Source organism: Actinotalea sp. JY-7876, from assembly GCF_014042015.1.
Taxonomy (GTDB): Bacteria; Actinomycetota; Actinomycetes; order Actinomycetales; family Cellulomonadaceae; genus Actinotalea.
The window spans coordinates 1,879,087-1,894,922 of the sequence record NZ_CP059493.1 but is presented as its reverse complement, the minus strand read 5'-3'; the positions used below and the strand labels follow the sequence as shown (position 1 = coordinate 1,894,922).

Sequence of the window (15,836 nt, the reverse complement as noted above, 5' to 3'; positions counted from 1 at the left end):
GACGCCGTGACCGTCGACGGGCGCTCGAGCGACCGGACGGGGACGAGATGAGCGCACGCGTCGGCAGGCTGCCGGCCACGCTGCCCTGGCTCATCCTGGCGCTCGGCGCCGGCGTCACGCTCGTGCTGCCGGGGACGGACGCCGACGCGCCGACCCGCACGGCCCTCGTCGTCACGCTGACCGTGTTCTTCCTGGTCCTGCTCGCGCGGCTGGCCGTCGCCGCGCGGCGGGACCCGCACCGACGCCCGGCGCTCGGGTTCCTCGGCGTGGCCGTCGCGACGTGGGCGGTCGGGAGCGCGACGGTGAGCGCCGTCCAGACGGTGGCCGAGGTGACCTTCCCGGCCCCGGGCGAGGTGCTCTGCCTGGCCTCGTACCTCGGGATGGCCGCCTTCCTCCTGCTCGACGCGCGGCACCGTCCGACCACGACGGCGGCGATCTGGCTCGAGGCCGCCGTCGTGTGCGGCGCCAGCGTCTGCCTCGCCGCGTTCGTCGTCCTGACGCCGCTCTCCGGCGTGTTCGCCGCGGCCGACCTCTCGCTCCTGCTCGCGATCCTGTTCCCGCTGATCAACGTGCTCCTCGCGGCGCTGACGCTGGCCCAGGTGCTCCTGCGGCAGCGGGAGTGGTCGCGGGCGACCGTCGGGCTCATCGCCGGCTTCCTGGGCCTGGCCGTCGCCGACAGCACGTTCATCGTGGCCATCATGTCCACCCGGACGTACACGACCAGCCTGGCGACCGCCGCCCTGTGGGGGGCGAGCTTCGGCCTGGTGGTCGGTGCCGCCGCGACACGCCGGGTGGCGACGGTCACGACGTCGCCGCGGCCGGCCACCGGGCACCTCATGCTGGCCGGCGCCGCGCTGGCGGTGGCGGTACTGGTGCTGAACCCGGCGGGCCTCGTCGGGTGGTGCCTCAAGAGCTTCGCGATCGCCACGCTCGTCTGCGCCGGCGCCCGCACGGTCCTGGCCCTGCGCGAGGCGCAGGGCGCCGCCGAGGCCCTGCGGCTCTCGCTCACCGACGAGCTCACGGGCCTGCCCAACCGGCGGGCGCTGCTGGCCGCCGCCGACGAGGCGCTCGAGCAGGGTCGTCCCGTCGGGGTGATGCTGCTCGACGTCGACGCCTTCAAGGACATCAACGACAGCCTGGGGCACGCGGTGGGCGACGACGTGCTCGTCACGCTCGCCGACCGGCTGCGCGCAGCGCTCGACCCCCGGTTGATGGTCGCCCGCCTCGGCGGTGACGAGTTCGCCGTCCTTGCCCCGTGCGACGACGTGCTCGCGCTGTTCGAGGTGGGGGAACGGGTGCGGGGCGCCATCCAGGCGCCGCTGCGCGTCGACGCGATGGATCTCACGCTCGACGCGTCGGTGGGCATCGCCGTGCACGAGCCGGACGGCGGCTCGGCCACCGAGCTGCTCCGCCGGGCGGACATCGCGATGTACGAGGCGAAGCAGACCGCGTGCGGCGTCCTGCTGTTCGACTCCTCGCAGGACGGTGTCGCGGCGCACCGGCTGCGCCAGGGCGAGGCGCTGCGCTCCGGGCTCGCGGGCGACGAGCTCGTGGTCTGGTACCAGCCCCAGGTGGACGCCCGGACGCGGCAGGTGGTCGCGGTGGAGGCGCTCGTGCGGTGGTCCCACCCGACCGAGGGGCTGCTGCTCCCGGTCTCGTTCCTGCCCGACGCCCGCCGGTCGGGTCTCATGCCCGCCCTCACCGAGACGGTGATGCGCCGGGTCATCGCGGACGCCCAGCGCTGGTACGCGGCCGGCCTCGGTATGCGCGTCGCGATGAACTGGGCGCCGCCAGAGCTGGTCGGGGGCCAGCTGCTGCCGCGGCTGTTCTCCGCGCTCGCGGCGTCGGGCCTGCCGTCGGACCGCCTCATCGTGGAGGTCACCGAGGACTCGTTCCTGGCGGACCCGGAGCGGGCCCGTGCCGCGCTGCACGAGCTGCGCACGCACGGCGTCCAGGTCTCGATCGACGACTACGGCACGGGCTTCTCGTCCCTGGCGTACCTGCGGGACCTCCCGGTGCAGGAGCTCAAGATGGACCGCTCCTTCGTGCGGGCGGTCGCGACGGACGAGCGCAGCCGCATGATCGTCCAGTCGACGACGCAGATGGCCCGCGCGCTCGGCATGCGCCTGGTCGCCGAGGGTGTCGAGGACGAGCAGGCCGCCGCGCAGCTCCTCCCGATCGGCGTCGACGTCCTGCAGGGCTACCACATCGCCCGTCCGATGCCCGCCGCCGACGTGGAGCGCTGGGTGCGCGAGTGGGACGCGGCGGCGACCGCCGTCCCGCACCCGTGGGGCCAGGCGGACCGCTGAGGGCGTCGCCGTGGTCGCGTCGGCCCCGCGGGCCCGACGCGACGACGGCGTCGGGCCGCGGTGGGTCACGCCATGAGCGGCTCCGCGGTGAGCGGGTCGAGCAGGGCCCGCTCCGGCGACGCCGAACGGTCGCGCCGCAGCCGGAACTCGGTCAGCGGCGGCACGTCGACGCCGTCGAGCCCGACGCCGAGCGTGACGAGCCGGTACGCGTCGGGCAGATCGCGCCGCTGGGCGTCGAGCGTCGAGGCGCACATCGTGTAGACCGGGGTGCTCGCCGCCGAGCCGAGGTACGGCGCGGTGCGGGTGCCGGGCAGGGCGCGGCTCGTCAGGCCGACCGCGGTCAGCATGCGCCGGACGCGCTCGTCGAGCACGGCGACGTAGGCGGACATGCCGTTGGCGCGGCACACGTTGATCAGCCCGTGGTAGAGCGCCACCCCGAGGTGCTGGCTCAGGGCCTTGGTGTCGCGGCGCACGCCCAGGGTAGCGATCTCCCAGGTCGTCGACAGGTCGAGCCCGGCCGCGGCGGCCGCACGCCTCCCGTCGACCCCCCAGGGCTCGCGGTCGAGCTCGACGAGCGTCTTGAGGCCCGCGGCGCCCCCCGGGGCCAGGAGCCGGACCGCGCCGATCACGTCGTCGTCGGCCGCGAGGACGAGGAACGCCGAGTCGTCGTCGTACGGGCCGTACTCCAGGTCGAGCTCCTCGCGGGTGTTGCCGTACCAGGCGGAGAAGACCTCGGCCTCGCACGCGAGCGCCGACTCCCGCAGGTCGCCGGTGACGTCGAAGTGGAGCGCCAGGTGCGGTGCCATCAGAACTCCTTGTGGACGACCGTCGTCGCGTCGAAGAACTCGCGGGTGTAGGTCACGACGGCGTCGACGGAGAACGGCTTGCAGGCGTAGATGTCGACGCTGAAGAACAGGTCGGGCTCGTCCCAGGCGTAGAAGTGCGCGCCGGACGTCTCCCAGTGGATCCACCCGGCCCAGCCGTACAGCGGCGACTGGTGCGTCGCCGGCTCCATGAGGGCGACCATGTCGATCTCCTTCGAGAGCCGCGAGAGGTACGCGGAGATGGCCTCCGCCGTGATCGGCTCGCGGCACAGGCCCTCGACGACGAGACGCTGGCGGCAGATGGTGGGGGCAAGGTCGAGCACTGTGACTCCTCGGTCGGGGTGGATGTGCTCCGAGTATCGGGCGGTCGGTGATCATCGCCCGGTTTCGTCGTCACCCGAACGGCCCTTGTCATCGCTGCTCTGTCACGTGGGGTCATGTCGGTGCGCCGCGAGTGGGACGATCGTCCGATGAGCGAGCAGAGTCGACGCCACGTGTCCCTCCGGCGCGAGGGCCAGGGGGTGTACGTCGCGAGCAACGACCGCGGCGGCGTCGTGCGGATGGGCGGCGGCGACGGGACGGACTTCACGCCCGTGGAGCTGCTCCTCGCGGCGGTCGCCGGGTGCAGCGCCGTCGACGTCGACGCCGTGACGGCTCGCCGGGCGACGCCCGAGACGTTCACGGCCGACGTCGAGGCGCTCAAGGTGCGCGACGAGACCGGCAACCGCCTCACGGACGTCCGGGTGACGTTCACGGTCACGTTCCCCGAGGGCGAGGCAGGGGACGCGGCGCGCGCGATCCTGCCGCGCGCCCTGGCGACGTCGCACGATCGCACCTGCACGGTGTCGCGAACGATCGAGGCGGGCACACCGGTGACGGTGCGGCTCGCGGGGGCGTGACGCCGCCCTGAGGCTGCGGAGGGCTCGCGCCTACCCGGCGAGCAGCACGAGCACGACGACGCCCGCCCCGCACCCGGCGGTCACCGTCGCGAGCAGCAGCAGGAGGCCCGCCCCGGGTAGGCCCGCCCCGGGCAGGCCCGGGGAGCCGGCGACGCCGCTGAGGGCGGCGCTGGTGCGCCGGTCCCGACGTGCCGCGCCGACGGCCAGGGCGAACCCGCCGAGGGCTCCGAGGGCCGCGACGACCACGGCGGAGGCCCGGAGCTCCGGAGCCAGCAGCCGCACGGCGACCAGGGGTCCGACCATGAGGGTGAGCGACGTGCGCCGCCACGCCAGCGCGGTCCGCTCGGGCTGCAGCCCCGGGTCGAAGGGGACGTGCCGCGCGCCGCCCCTCACGCGACGAGGACGCCGACGCCGAGCAGCGCCACGGCCAGCAGGATCCCGACCGTGAGCGGTGCGGCGAGGAGCGACGCGGGCAGGGGCCGGTCGTGGCGGATCGCCCGCTCGACGCGCACCCACCCGAACCACGCCTGCACCGGTGTCGCGGCGCCCATCGCGAGGAAGAGGAGCGCGGCCGCCCGGCGCAGCCCCGGCTCCATCGGCAGGGGCAGGGCCTCGAGGGCGATGCCGACGGCCAGCAGGGCGAGGGAGGTCCGGATCCAGGCCAGGAACGTGCGTTCGTTGGCCAGGGAGAAGCGGACGTCCGGCTCCCTCCCACCGCCGTACACGGCGCGGGGGAACCGGCGTTCCGGGCCGCTCACCGTGCGGCCGCCGGTGCTCCCCGGTGCCCGAGGACCGCGCGGACGACGTTGGCACGGCCTGCGGGGTCCCGGGTGCCGGCGCCGACGCCCACGGCGACCGTGACCATGGTGGGCACCGGCCCCCAGCCGGGGGCAAGCGCGCGCAGCAGGGCCATCCCGGTCGGTGTCGCGAGCTCGCCCAGTGCGCCGCCGCCGGACCCCTCGTGGTCGCCCGGGGGTCTCGCCAGGTCCCCGGAGGTGGTCGGCCAGCCGAGGGCCAGCTGCGCCACGGCCGGCACGGGCACCGGCATGCGGCCGTGGGCGCCGTCCACGTGGCCGCTGCCCACCGCCACGGGCGTGCCGACGACCTCGGTGACGCCGAGCAGGCGCAGCGCCTCGCAGGTCCCGACCACGTCCGCGATCGCGTCCAGGGCCCCGACCTCGTGGAAGTGCACCGACGCCGGGTCGACGCCGTGGACGTGACCCTCCGCCTCGGCGAGCCGCCGGAAGACGGCCGACGCGAGGGCGCGGGTCTCGGCGTGCAGCGGTGCCGCCTCGAGGTGCTCCTCGACGGCGGCCCAGGTGCGGTGGGGCGGGTCCGGCACGAGCACGTCGACGTCGACCTTCGTCGCACGCTGGCCGCCGCGTGTCACCGGCCGCACGGAGAGCCGGACGGAGCCGGGGGTGACGGCGTCGACCGCCGCCTGCACCGACGCGAGCGGTGCGCCCGCGTCCAGCAGGGCGCCGAGCAGCATGTCGCCCGCGATCCCCGCGGAGGCGTCGAGCCACAGCGTCCGGCCCACGGCCGTGTCCGGTGCCGCGGTGTCCGGTGCAGCGGCGGCCGGTGGTGTCGCGGGCGCCGCGATCTGCGCGGCGAGGTGGCCCGCGCCGTACCCGTTGTCGATGTTGACGACCGCGACGCCCGGCGCGCACGACGTGAGCATGGTGAGCAGGGGCGCGAGACCGCCGAAGGCGGCGCCGTAGCCGACCGACGTCGGGACGGCCACCACGGGGGCGCTGACCAGTCCCGCGATCACGCCGGGCAGGGCGCCGTCCATCCCCGCAACGACGACGATCGCGGCGGCTGAGCGCAGCAGCTCGAGCCGGTCCAGCACCCGGTGCAGGCCGGCGACGCCGATGTCCACGACCAGCTCGGTCGGTCGGCCCGAGGACGAGGCGACGAGCGCCGCCTCCGTCGCGACAGGGAGGTCCGAGGTGCCCGCGCACGCCACGACCACGAGGCCGCCGCTGACCTCGGGCGGTGCCGCCGGCCAGATCACCAGGCGGGGCACGGGCTCGTACCGCGCGTCGGGCAGCTCGGCGAGCACGGCGGCGGCCCGTGCGTCGTCGACCCGTGTGAAGACCGTCGGGAGGCGGTCGGGGCCGCGCTCGCGCAGGGCGCGCGCGATCCTGCCGAGCTGCTCCGGTGTCTTGGCGTCGGCGAGGACGGCCTCCGGGTAGCCGCGGCGCCGGAGGCGGTCGTGGTCGAGGTGGGCCACGCCGCTCAGGTCATCGCGGTCCACGGCTGACCTCGACCAGGGGCAGGGTGAAGGCGCCGGACTGGATACCGGCCAGGTCGACGGTGACGAACCGGAATCCGACCGCGCGCACCGCCGCGACCAGCTCGCCTCGCACGTCGGGCGCGACGAGTCGTCCGAGGTCCGCGGCGGGGACCTCGATGCGCGCGACCTCCCCGTGATGGCGCACGCGGCAGTCGGCGAAACCGAGCCGCAGCACGGCGTCCTCGGCCGCCTCCGCCTGCCGCAGGCGCTCGGGAGTGACCTCGACGCCGTGCGGGATCCGCGAGGCGAGGCAGGGCGCGGCCGGCTTCTCGGCGACCGTCAGGCCCAGGCGGCGCGCAACCGCGCGCACCTCCGCCTTCGTCACGCCGGCATCAGCGAGCGGCCGCAGCACGGCGTGGGCGCTCGCGGCGCGCGACCCGGGTCGGTCGGGCCGCAGCACGTCGTCCGCGTTCTCGCCGTAGGCGACGGCGGCCAGACGCAGGCGCGCGACGAGGTCGTCGTCGATGCGTGTGAAGAGCTCGTCCTTGCAGTGGAAGCAGCGGTCGGCCGCGTTGGCGCGGTACGCCGGGTTGGCCATCTCGTGGGTGGGGACCTCGACGACCTGCACCCCGAGCCCTGCCGCGGTGGCGTGCGCGAGCGTGCGCTCACGCCGCGCCAGCGACGGCGAGACGCCGAGCAGCGCGCGCACCGCCCCCGCGCCGAAGGCACGTGCGGCGACGGCGACCACGACCGCGGAGTCGACGCCCCCGGAGTACGCGACGCCGAGGGGGGAACCGGGGGAGAACGCGGGTCGGCCGTCGGCACCGGTGCGGGCCAGCGCGGTGACGATCCGCTGCTCGACCGCCTCCGCGGAGGTCTCCTCCGGCTCGCGCGCGGCGAGGTCGCCGCGGGCGGCGGGTGGGGCCATGCGGACCACGTCATCCTCCTGCCTGGTGCCCGGGCACCGTTCCGTAGAGGATACTGCATGCAACATGCACAGACTGCCGAAGGAGCCCGCATGAAGGTCGACCTCGAGTACGGCCACGGGACCATGACGGCGGAGCTGCCGGACGACACCGACGTGTTCGTGCCGGGGGAGACCGTCGCGGACCCGGCGTTCCTCCCGGACCCGATCGGTGCCACCCGCGCCGCCCTGCGCGCGCCGCTGGGTCTCCCGCCGATCGGCGAGCAGGCGGGTCCCGGCTCGCGCGTCGTCATCGTCTTCCCCGACCGCGTGAAGGGAGGGGAGCACGCGACCTCGCACCGGCGCGTCGCGATCCGCCTCGTGCTCGACGAGCTGGAGGCGGCCGGGGTGGCGCCCGGCGACATCCTGCTGCTGTGCTCCAACGGGCTGCACGCCAAGAACACCGAGGCGGAGCTGCGGGGCATCCTCGGCCCGGACCTCTACGCCGAGTTCTCCGGCGGCCGCCTCGTCAACCACGACAGCGAGGACGAGGCGAACCTCGTCGACCTCGGCCGCACGGCCCAGGGGGACCCGGTCATCGTGAACCGTGCCGTGTTCGAAGCCGACGTCGTCGTGATGATCGGGCACACCCTCGGCAACCCGTACGGCGGCTACTCCGGTGCGTACAAGCACATCGCGACGGGCATCACCCACTGGCGCTGCATCGCCGCGCACCACGTCCCCAAGGTCATGCACCGGCCGGACTTCACGCCCGTGAGCCATCGCTCGCTGATGCGCAGCAAGTTCGAGCAGATCGGGCGCCACATCGAGGAGCGGATGGGACGCAGGCTCTTCTGCGTCGACGCGGTGCTGGACACGCGCGCGCGGCAGATCGCGGTGCACGCGGGCGACGCGGAGAGCGTGCAACGCGCGTCGTGGCCCGTCGCGGACCGGCGGACCTTCGTGCCGTTCGCCGAGCAGAAGTACGACGTGATGGTGTTCGGCCTGCCGCAGTCGTTCCACTACGGCGACGGCATGGGCACCAACCCGCTCATGATCATGCAGGCCATCTCGGCCCAGGTCGTGCGGCACAAGCGCGTCCTGGCCGACAACTGCGTCATCATCGCGTCCTCGATCTGCGACGGCTGGTTCCACGACGAGCTGTTCACGGGCTACCGCGCGATCTACGACATGTTCCAGACGAACGGCAACCAGCAGCTCCCCGACGTCAACGCCTACGCGGAGCTGCTGGCTACCGACGCGGAGCTGATCCGCCGCTACCGCTTCGGCTACGGGTTCCACCCGTTCCACGGGTTCTCGATGATCAGTTCCGGTCACATCGCCGAGATGAACACGTCGGCCGTGTACCTCGTGGGCGCGCGCGAGCCGGGGTACGCGCGAGGCATGGGGATGAAGACCCGGGCGACGTTCGAGGAGGCCCTCGCGGACGCGAAGCGCAAGTACGTCGGCCCGCAGCCGCGGGTCCTCGCGCTGCCCCGCGCCTTCCGGACGGCGGCCGTGCACCTGTGCCTCAAGGACGGTCCGGAGGCCCTCGCCCAGGCATCCCGCCATGATGTGCCGACCACCGACACGAGAGGACCCGCGTCATGACCACACCCACCGGCGGTGCAACCCGACCGGCGGGCACCGCCGGCGGCGCCCGCGTCGGCGTGGTCGGACTCGGGGCGATGGGGCTGCCCATCGCCCGCGTCCTGGACGGCGTTCTCGCCTACGACCCGGATCCGGGGGCGCGCGACCGTGCCGCCACCGCCGGCGTCGCGCTGGCGCAGGACCTCGCCGACCTCGTGGACCGCTGCGACGTGGTCGTGCTCTCGCTGCCGACGCCGGACGTCGTCGCCGACGTCGTCGCGCAGGTCGCGGCGTCGCGGCGGCCCGCCCCGACGGTCCTCGACACGAGCACGATCGACCCCGCCACCGCGCGGCGCAGCGACGAGCTGCTCCGCGCGGCGGGCGGCCGCTACGCCGACTGCCCGGTCCTCGGGCGGCCCGAGGCGGTGGGCCGCTGGACGCTGGCGGTCGGCGGGGACGAGGACGTCCTGGAGACGGCGCGACGGGCTCTCGCGCCCGTGGCGGCACGGATCCTGCTCGCCGGCCCGGTCGGTGCGGGACAGACGATCAAGCTGCTCAACAACCTCATGCTCGGCACCATCAACGCCGCCACGGCGGAGGTGCTGCTCCTGGCCGAGGCGGCGGGCGTCGACCCTGGCATGTTCGTGGACACGCTACTGGACTCCGGGGCGGCGTCGGTGAGCGGGCTCTTCCGAGACGTCGCGCCGCGCGCGGTGGCGGGCGACTTCAGCCCGACGTTCTCGCTGCACCTGATGCACAAGGACAACGGCCTCGCGCTCCGTCTCGCCGACAGCCTCGGCGTGCCGCTCGCCGTCGGCCCGGCGGCCCAGCACCTCAACACCATGGCGCTGGCCGCGGGGCACGGGCACGAGGACTCGATCGCGGTGCTGAGGGTGCTCGAGGAGATCACGGGCCGCACCGCGAGGCGGCACTGAGCTCGTCCGTCGTCGGTCGGCGCGGCGTCGGTCCGACCCGCGCCGACCGGCCTAGGTCCCGGCCGGACGGTCCGGGACGGCGAACCGGGCTGCGATGTCGTGCCGGATACGCACGATGTGCGCCCGCGCCGCCTGCTCCGCCTCGTCCGGTCGCCGGTCGACGACCGCCTGCAGGATGGCGTGGTGCTCCTTGATCGCCTGATGCGACCAGTTCGCCGGGTCGCCGCCGAGCATGGCGACCGCGATCTTGCCCTGGACCCGGTCGAGCGACGTATGGAGCTCGCTGTTGTGCGCCGCCGCCCGCAGCGCGGCGTGGAACGCGAGGTCGAGCGGGACGTGCTGGTCCGAGGCGCCCCCGGCGAGCGCCTCCGCGTGGCGGTCGTACGCCTCGCGCAGGGTCTCGATCTCCTCGGGGGTGCCGCGCTCGGCCGCGAGACGCGCGGACAGTCCCTCGAGCACCTCGCGCACCTCGTAGAGCGGCAGCAGCTCGGACGGGTCCAGCACGGCGACGACCGCGCCGCGGTGCGGCTCCTCGGTCGCCAGACCGTCCTGCACGAGGCGCTGGACCGCCTCGCGCACGGGGCTCCGGCTCACCGCGAGCTGCTGGGCGAGCTGGGGCACGCTGAGCCGGCTCCCGGGGGCGAGGCCGCCCTCGAGGATGGCGCCGCGCAGCGTGGCGTAGACGGTGTCCGCCACGCGGGCCACCTGCGGGAGAGGGGTGAGGGAGCTCATCGCCGGGCACGTCCTGTCTCGGTGGCTGTGCGGGCTGGTGAGCACGACACTAGCGGGCGCCCCGCAGGACGAACCGGCCCCCGCATCAGTGCGCGCCGCCGCTCACGTGGCGGTGCTCGACGCCCAGGAGGCTCGCCACGGCGGCAACGTCGGCCGACCGGTGACCGAGCGCGAGCGCCCAGTGGTGCCCGACGCCGGAGGCGCTCCACGCGTCGACCCACTCGCCGGGGTCGCACCCGAAGGCCACGCGCGACGTCGTGTTCCCGATCGCCAGCAGCGGGCCCGGCACGACCTCGCCCTCGCTCGTGAGGAAGGTGAGCCGGCCGTCGCGCTCCTGGCCCAGGCCGACTGTCGTCACCGGACCCGGTCGGACGTCGAACTCGACCGACACGCCCCAGCCCCGCTTGCCGTGGAAGACCCCGAGCCCGCGCAGCAGCGGCTGCTGCGCGCTCACGGCCAGGTGCGCCGGCCCGTCGTGCCCCATCTCGACGACGTCGTCGTGGAAGTTGAGCGCCTGGATCTCGGTGAACGACCCGCCCGCGCCGAGCGCCTGGGTCGCGAGCATGGCGACGCTGGTGCGCAGCTCGTACTCCCCGGCGGCGGGGATGCCGCGCGCGGTCAGGAGCGAGGCGCCGAGGATCATGCCGGCGCCGAGCCGCTCGTGCTGCTCGCCCTCGAGGCCCCGGTGGTAGTAGGCCAGGGAGTCGAGGTCGAAGTCGGCGACCAGCCGGTCGAGCCCGACGGAGACCCGTGCCGCCCACTCCAGATCCACCGGGTCGACGGAGGCGTCCAGCTCGAACAGCTCGTGGGCCAGCCGGAGGCGCGCCGCGAGCTCGTCGTCGCGCACCTGCGCGACCCGCACCCGCAGGTCGTCGATCTCGAGCACCTCGACGTGCGAGCCGAGCTGGGTGGGCAGGAGCGTGAGGTCGGTCGCGACGTCGAGCATCCCGGGGTAGAGGTGGCCGAGCAGGCCGTGGCGCGCGGTGCGCAGGCGCGCGCGGACGCCGGCCGCGCGGACCCAGCGGTCGATGCGGGTCCACGCGCGCTCGCTGCGCAGGTGGCCGGACACGGAGCGGAATTCGATCCCCGCCCGCCGGAAGACGTTGCCGACCTCGGGCACCGAGCACTGGCTGCAGTAGGCCAGCCACTGCCCGGTGTCGAAGGTCGCGTGGTCCATGGCCTCGGTCGGCTGCAGGTCGATGACCAGCACCGGCGCACCGCTGCGCTGGGCGACCGGCAGCACCATCGAGGACGTGAGGTAGGTGGTGAGGAAGAGGACGATCAGGTCGCAGTCCGCCACGCGGAGCGTCTCGGCCGCGGCCGCGCCCTCCTGCGCGTCGGAGACGAACCCCGCGTCGACGACGTCGACGTCGAGGCCCTCGAAGCGCTCGGCGACGTACCGGGCGGACTGCTGCAGCTGGGGGAGCAGTCCCGGGAACTGCGGCCAGTAGGTGCCGAGACCGCCGGACACGAGGCCGATGCGGGGCCGACGCCGGCGGAACGGGACGAGCTCGTCGAGCGGTGCGGTGGTCATGCGGCTCCTCGTGGTGCTGCGGCGGGTGACGGTGCGCTCGGCAGGGTCACGGTCCCGTTCCTCGGCGCGAAGTTCATCGAGCGGGTCCGACGGGCGGGTCGGGCCACACCGAGGCCGCCCGGAAGTAGCGCCATCCCTGCGCCTCCCACAGCGGCACCTGCCCGGCCAGGCGCCCACGGAAGTCCTGCCAGGGGCGCGGCGCGGTCGACCACGCCTTCTCGGCGACCCCGGCGAGGCGGGGGAGCAGCATGAACTGCAGCTCCGCCACGGAGGCGACGGTCTCGGTCCACATGGCCGCCTCCACGCCGACGACCTGGTCGGCGGGCAGGTCCGGCACGACCGTCGCCGGGTCCCACGCGTAGTACTCCTCGACGGTCATCGGCTCGTACAGGCGCAGGCCGAGGGCGTCGCGCAGGGCGACATCCTCCGGGTCCGTGGACACGTCGGCGTACGGCCGGTCGAGGTACGCGACCGTGGCGGGCGAGACGATCACCCGGTTGCCGTCCCGCCGCATGCGGTCGACGTCGGCCCGCCCGGCGGCGACGAGCAGGGCGAGCTGCGCCGCGTCCGGGAGCCCGAGCGCGCGGCGCATCTCGGCCGTGCCCTCGGCATCGGTCCGGGAGCTGTCGCGCCAGTGCTGCAGCAGCGGGTCGCCCCCGAGGCCGCCCCGCGACAGCTCCTGCCAGCCGACCAGGCGCCGCCCTCGGAGGTCGACCTCGGCGGTGAAGCGCGACCAGAACGTGGCGTACTCTTCGGCGCCCATCCCGAAGGCCTCGTCCCCACCGAGGTGGAGGTACGGGCCCGGGGTCAGGTCGACCAGGGTATCGACGACCTGCTGGAGGAAGACGAACGTCTCCGGCTGCCGGTGGTCGAGGTGCAGGTGGGAGGCGTACCCGCCCGGCTCGCCGTGGCCGCGCCCCAGGTGGGGGTAGGCCCGCAGGACGGCGCCGCTGTGCCCGGGGATGTCGACCTCCGGCACCACGCGCACGAACCGGTCGGCCGCGTACCGGACGATCTCGCGCAGCTCCGCCGTGGAGTAGAAGCCGCCCGGGCGGCCCGCGTAGGCCGTGCCGGCGCTCGTCCGCGTCAGCTCGGGGCGGCCGGGCACCTCGAGGCGCCAGCCCTGGTCGTCGGTCAGGTGCAGGTGCAGCACGTTGAGCTTGTAGAGCGTCATGAGGTCGATGACCGCCATCACCTCGGCCACGGTGAAGAACGTGCGCACGACGTCGAGCGACAGCCCGCGCCAGCCGTAGCGAGGCCCGTCCTGGATCTCGGCGACGTCCGGGCGGGCGATGCCGTCGACGCCGCCGGCCGCGGCGAGCAGCTGCCGCAGGGTGGTCAGCGCCCGGAAGGCTCCCTCGGGTCCGGCCGCGTGCACCTCGACGCCGGTGCGGTCCACCCGCAGCCGGTACCGCTCGTCGGCGACCTCGCCGTCCGGCCCCAGCGGGGGCAGCGCCGGGAGCCCGTCGGTCGTGCCGGACTCGCGGGGGACCAGCCGGAGCGGGAGGCCGTCGCCCCGCAGGGGCAGGTCGGCGAGGGCGGGCAGGTCCGCGCACCGTCCGGACCAGTGCTCGTCCCAGGAGGCGTCGGGAGACAGGGCGGCGACCTCGAGCCGCCCCGGCGCCGGCTCGACGCGGGTCGGCCACGGGACCAGGCTCATCGCGTCACGCTCCCGGTGGGGTACGGCTCCGCGACGGCGAACTTCCCGGCCCCGAGGTCGTGCGCGGCCCCGGACGGCATCACGACGCGGCCGGGCAGCCCCGGCGGCAGCTCACCGCTGACCGTGATCGCCCCGTCGGTGACCCGCCAGGCGGCCCGGATGGTCCCCGCGGGCGAGTCGTAGTGCCCGGACGCGTGCCGGAGGTCGCCGCAGGGCGCGGGCTGGATGAGGGCCCGGGTGAAGCCCGGCTCGTCGCCGTCGCGACGGATCCCCACCACGTGCTCGGACAGCCAGGACACGATCGCGCCGTTCATGAAGTGGTTCTGGCTGAACCCGAAGGTCGGCCCGTCCCAGGTCTCGGTGAGGCTGGTGGCGCCGTGCTTGAGCATGTACCCATAGCTGGGCCGGTCGGAGACCTGCGTCGTGGCGAACAGCGTCTCGTGCCGCCCGCCCGCCCCCAGGTGCCGGACCAGCGCCGCCATCGCGACCTCGCCGACGTCGAGGTAGTAGCCGTCGGCCACGATGCGCCGCTCGATGCGGTCGAGCAGCGCGTCGTGCTCCGCCTCGGTGACGAGGCCGGCGTCGAGCACGAGGATCTCCTCCGCGATCGAGCCCTCACCGAAGCCACCGTCCGCGCGGGCGAACTCGGCGTGGAACCGCGCAGCCCCCGTCGCGGCCCGCTCGCGCCAGAGCCCGGCGCGTTCCGGCCGGTCCACCACGTCGGCGACCTGGGCCGCGACGGTGAGCAGCTTGACCAGCGTCGCGGTGGAGACCAGGGGCACGTAGCGGAACTTCTTGACCGACGCACCGTTGAAGTCGCCGAGCCCTTCCAGGAGGAGCCCGTCGACGGTGGCCGACCACAGGTACTCCAGGTACGCGTCCATCGCCCCGAACGCCCGGTGGAGCACCTCGGTGTCACCGAACTCGCGGTGCAGGGCCCAGGGCAGGAGCACGACGGCGCCGCCCCAGTTCGGGTCGCCGCGCCACGGGTCGGGGAACTCGTGCCACTCGGGGACGTAGAGGCCGATGCTGCCGTCCGGGCGCTGCGCCTCGACGACGAGGTCGACGGTGTGGTCGAGGATCGGGCGCACGGCGTAGGTCCGGACCAGCACGTCGAAGACCAGGTGCACCTGCTCGATGTACCCCAGCTTCTCGCGCTGCGGGCAGTCGGTCATCACCGAGAACATGTTCGAGCGGATCGCCCGGCGCGTGATCCGCTCGATCGCGTCGATCTGCGCGTTGGAGGTGCTCAGCGAGCCCGAGGCCGGCGCGTCGGCCGCCAGGACCAGCACGCTGACGTCCTGCGGCTTCGGAGCCTGCGCCAGACCCGTGACCTCGAGGTAGCGCAGGCCGTTGTACATGCCGAGCGGTCGCCAGGTCGCGGGCTCGGCCGCCGTGCGCACGCGGTGGTAGACGGGCCCCCACCCCTGCGTGCGCACGTCGACGGAGCCGTCGGGGAGCAGGAGCTCGGCGGGCCGGAGCCGGACCTCGGCGGCCGCGGGCAGGGACAGGCTCGGCCACCCCGCGACGTTGACGCCGAAGTCGACCACGTACGTCCCGGGCGCGGGTTCGGTGACGGCGACAGCGGGCACGTGCTCGACGACCCGCACGGGCAGGCTGCGCTGCGCGACGGCCACCACGCCGTCGGGAACCCGGGCGGGCACGGCGGACTGCCACGCGCGGATGCCCGCGGGGGAGTCGTCGGGCTCGAGGGCGGCGTCGTAGTCCTCGCCGCCTACCCAGTTCGAGACAGTCGTCGCACCGGGCACCGCGCCCCAGGTCGCGTCGGTCGTGACGGTCCTGCGGCTGCCGTCGGCGTGCACGAGGCGGAGCTGCGCAGCCGCGGCGACGTCGCCGAGGTCCTGCTCGACCTTCGTCCACCGGTCGTCCGTGCGCACGGAGCGGTACATGCCGCCGGCGAGGTCGAGCCGCACGGTGTTCGCCCCCGGCCGCAGGTGAGCCAGGACGTCGTGCTCGACCACCTCGACGCGGCGCCGGTAGTCGGTGTACCCCGGCTGGAGCGCCGCGTCGCCGACGTCCTCGCCGTTGACCCGCGCCCGGAAGACGCCGAGGCACGCGACCGCGAGGTGCGCCGCGACGACGTCGTCGCCGATCTCGACGACGGTCCCCAGGACCGGCAGGCCCGTGCCGTCCTCGTGGTGGCGGGCCTCGGTGATCCACTCGCCGAGCTCCTGGGTGAACGCCATCGC

General features: G+C 74.7%; 14 protein-coding genes. 4 read left to right on the top strand and 10 right to left on the bottom strand.

Going from position 1 to position 15,836, the window contains the following annotated elements; genetic code table 11:
- Window positions 1-47: 47 nt before the first annotated feature.
- Window positions 48-2,309 carry a bifunctional diguanylate cyclase/phosphodiesterase gene (locus tag H2O74_RS08870; protein WP_182111256.1) on the top strand — a complete coding sequence of 754 codons (2,262 nt, stop codon included), beginning with the start codon at window positions 48-50 and terminating at the stop codon, window positions 2,307-2,309.
- Window positions 2,310-2,374: 65 nt separating this feature from the next.
- Here the strand turns inward: H2O74_RS08870 and H2O74_RS08865 are convergent, their stop codons facing one another.
- Both H2O74_RS08865 and H2O74_RS08860 read right to left on the bottom strand, forming a co-directional pair.
- A complete protein-coding gene (locus tag H2O74_RS08865; RefSeq protein WP_182111255.1) occupies window positions 2,375-3,115 on the bottom strand; it encodes a hypothetical protein in 741 nt (246 codons plus the stop codon).
- Window positions 3,115-3,456, bottom strand: a complete 342-nt coding sequence (locus H2O74_RS08860; protein WP_220457938.1) for an S-adenosylmethionine decarboxylase — start codon at window positions 3,454-3,456, stop codon at window positions 3,115-3,117. Before H2O74_RS08860 ends, H2O74_RS08865 begins: the two co-directional genes overlap by 1 nt.
- A 147-nt stretch (window positions 3,457-3,603) precedes the next feature.
- Between H2O74_RS08860 and H2O74_RS08855 the strand changes: the two genes are divergently transcribed.
- Window positions 3,604-4,032, top strand: a complete 429-nt coding sequence (locus tag H2O74_RS08855) for an OsmC family protein (RefSeq protein WP_182111254.1) — start codon at window positions 3,604-3,606, stop codon at window positions 4,030-4,032.
- A 30-nt stretch (window positions 4,033-4,062) separates the two neighbouring features.
- Here H2O74_RS08855 and H2O74_RS08850 read toward each other — a convergent pair whose 3' ends face one another.
- From H2O74_RS08850 to larE, 4 genes are read right to left on the bottom strand one after another with little or no spacing between them, the layout of a single operon-like run.
- Window positions 4,063-4,425 (bottom strand): DUF202 domain-containing protein, encoded by a 363-nt coding sequence (locus tag H2O74_RS08850; protein ID WP_182111253.1) that lies wholly within the window; start codon window positions 4,423-4,425, stop codon window positions 4,063-4,065.
- Entirely contained in the window at window positions 4,422-4,790 is a 369-nt protein-coding gene (locus H2O74_RS08845; protein WP_182111252.1) for a YidH family protein, read from the bottom strand. The genes H2O74_RS08850 and H2O74_RS08845 overlap by 4 nt, the downstream gene beginning before the upstream one ends.
- Entirely contained in the window at window positions 4,787-6,292 is a 1,506-nt protein-coding gene (gene larB, locus H2O74_RS16905) for a nickel pincer cofactor biosynthesis protein LarB (RefSeq protein WP_182111251.1), read from the bottom strand. Before larB ends, H2O74_RS08845 begins: the two co-directional genes overlap by 4 nt.
- Complete coding sequence (gene larE, locus H2O74_RS08835; protein ID WP_182111250.1) at window positions 6,279-7,199, bottom strand: ATP-dependent sacrificial sulfur transferase LarE; 921 nt, start codon at window positions 7,197-7,199, stop codon at window positions 6,279-6,281. Before larE ends, larB begins: the two co-directional genes overlap by 14 nt.
- A 90-nt stretch (window positions 7,200-7,289) precedes the next feature.
- Here larE and H2O74_RS08830 point away from each other — a divergent pair, with 90 nt between their 5' ends.
- Together H2O74_RS08830 and H2O74_RS08825 are read left to right on the top strand one after the other, a co-directional pair.
- Entirely contained in the window at window positions 7,290-8,786 is a 1,497-nt protein-coding gene (locus H2O74_RS08830; protein WP_182111249.1) for a lactate racemase domain-containing protein, read from the top strand.
- On the top strand, window positions 8,783-9,700 hold the full coding sequence (locus H2O74_RS08825) for an NAD(P)-dependent oxidoreductase (RefSeq protein WP_182111248.1): 918 nt from the start codon (window positions 8,783-8,785) through the stop codon (window positions 9,698-9,700). The genes H2O74_RS08830 and H2O74_RS08825 overlap by 4 nt, the downstream gene beginning before the upstream one ends.
- A 51-nt stretch (window positions 9,701-9,751) precedes the next feature.
- On the opposite strand, the gene H2O74_RS08820 is transcribed toward H2O74_RS08825, so the two are convergent.
- From H2O74_RS08820 to H2O74_RS08805, 4 genes are all read right to left on the bottom strand, one after another.
- The gene (locus H2O74_RS08820) at window positions 9,752-10,432 is read right to left on the bottom strand and encodes a GntR family transcriptional regulator (protein WP_182111247.1); all 681 of its coding nucleotides are present in this window, start codon (window positions 10,430-10,432) and stop codon (window positions 9,752-9,754) included.
- An 85-nt stretch (window positions 10,433-10,517) separates the two neighbouring features.
- The gene (locus H2O74_RS08815; protein ID WP_182111246.1) at window positions 10,518-11,966 is read right to left on the bottom strand and encodes an L-fucose/L-arabinose isomerase family protein; all 1,449 of its coding nucleotides are present in this window, start codon (window positions 11,964-11,966) and stop codon (window positions 10,518-10,520) included.
- A 73-nt stretch (window positions 11,967-12,039) separates the two neighbouring features.
- Window positions 12,040-13,626: a beta-N-acetylhexosaminidase gene (locus H2O74_RS08810; RefSeq protein ID WP_182111245.1), complete on the bottom strand. Its 1,587-nt coding sequence runs from the start codon at window positions 13,624-13,626 to the stop codon at window positions 12,040-12,042.
- Window positions 13,623-15,833, bottom strand: coding sequence for a family 78 glycoside hydrolase catalytic domain (locus H2O74_RS08805; protein ID WP_182111244.1), 2,211 nt, complete (start codon window positions 15,831-15,833; stop codon window positions 13,623-13,625). Before H2O74_RS08805 ends, H2O74_RS08810 begins: the two co-directional genes overlap by 4 nt.
- Window positions 15,834-15,836: the final 3 nt, after the last annotated feature.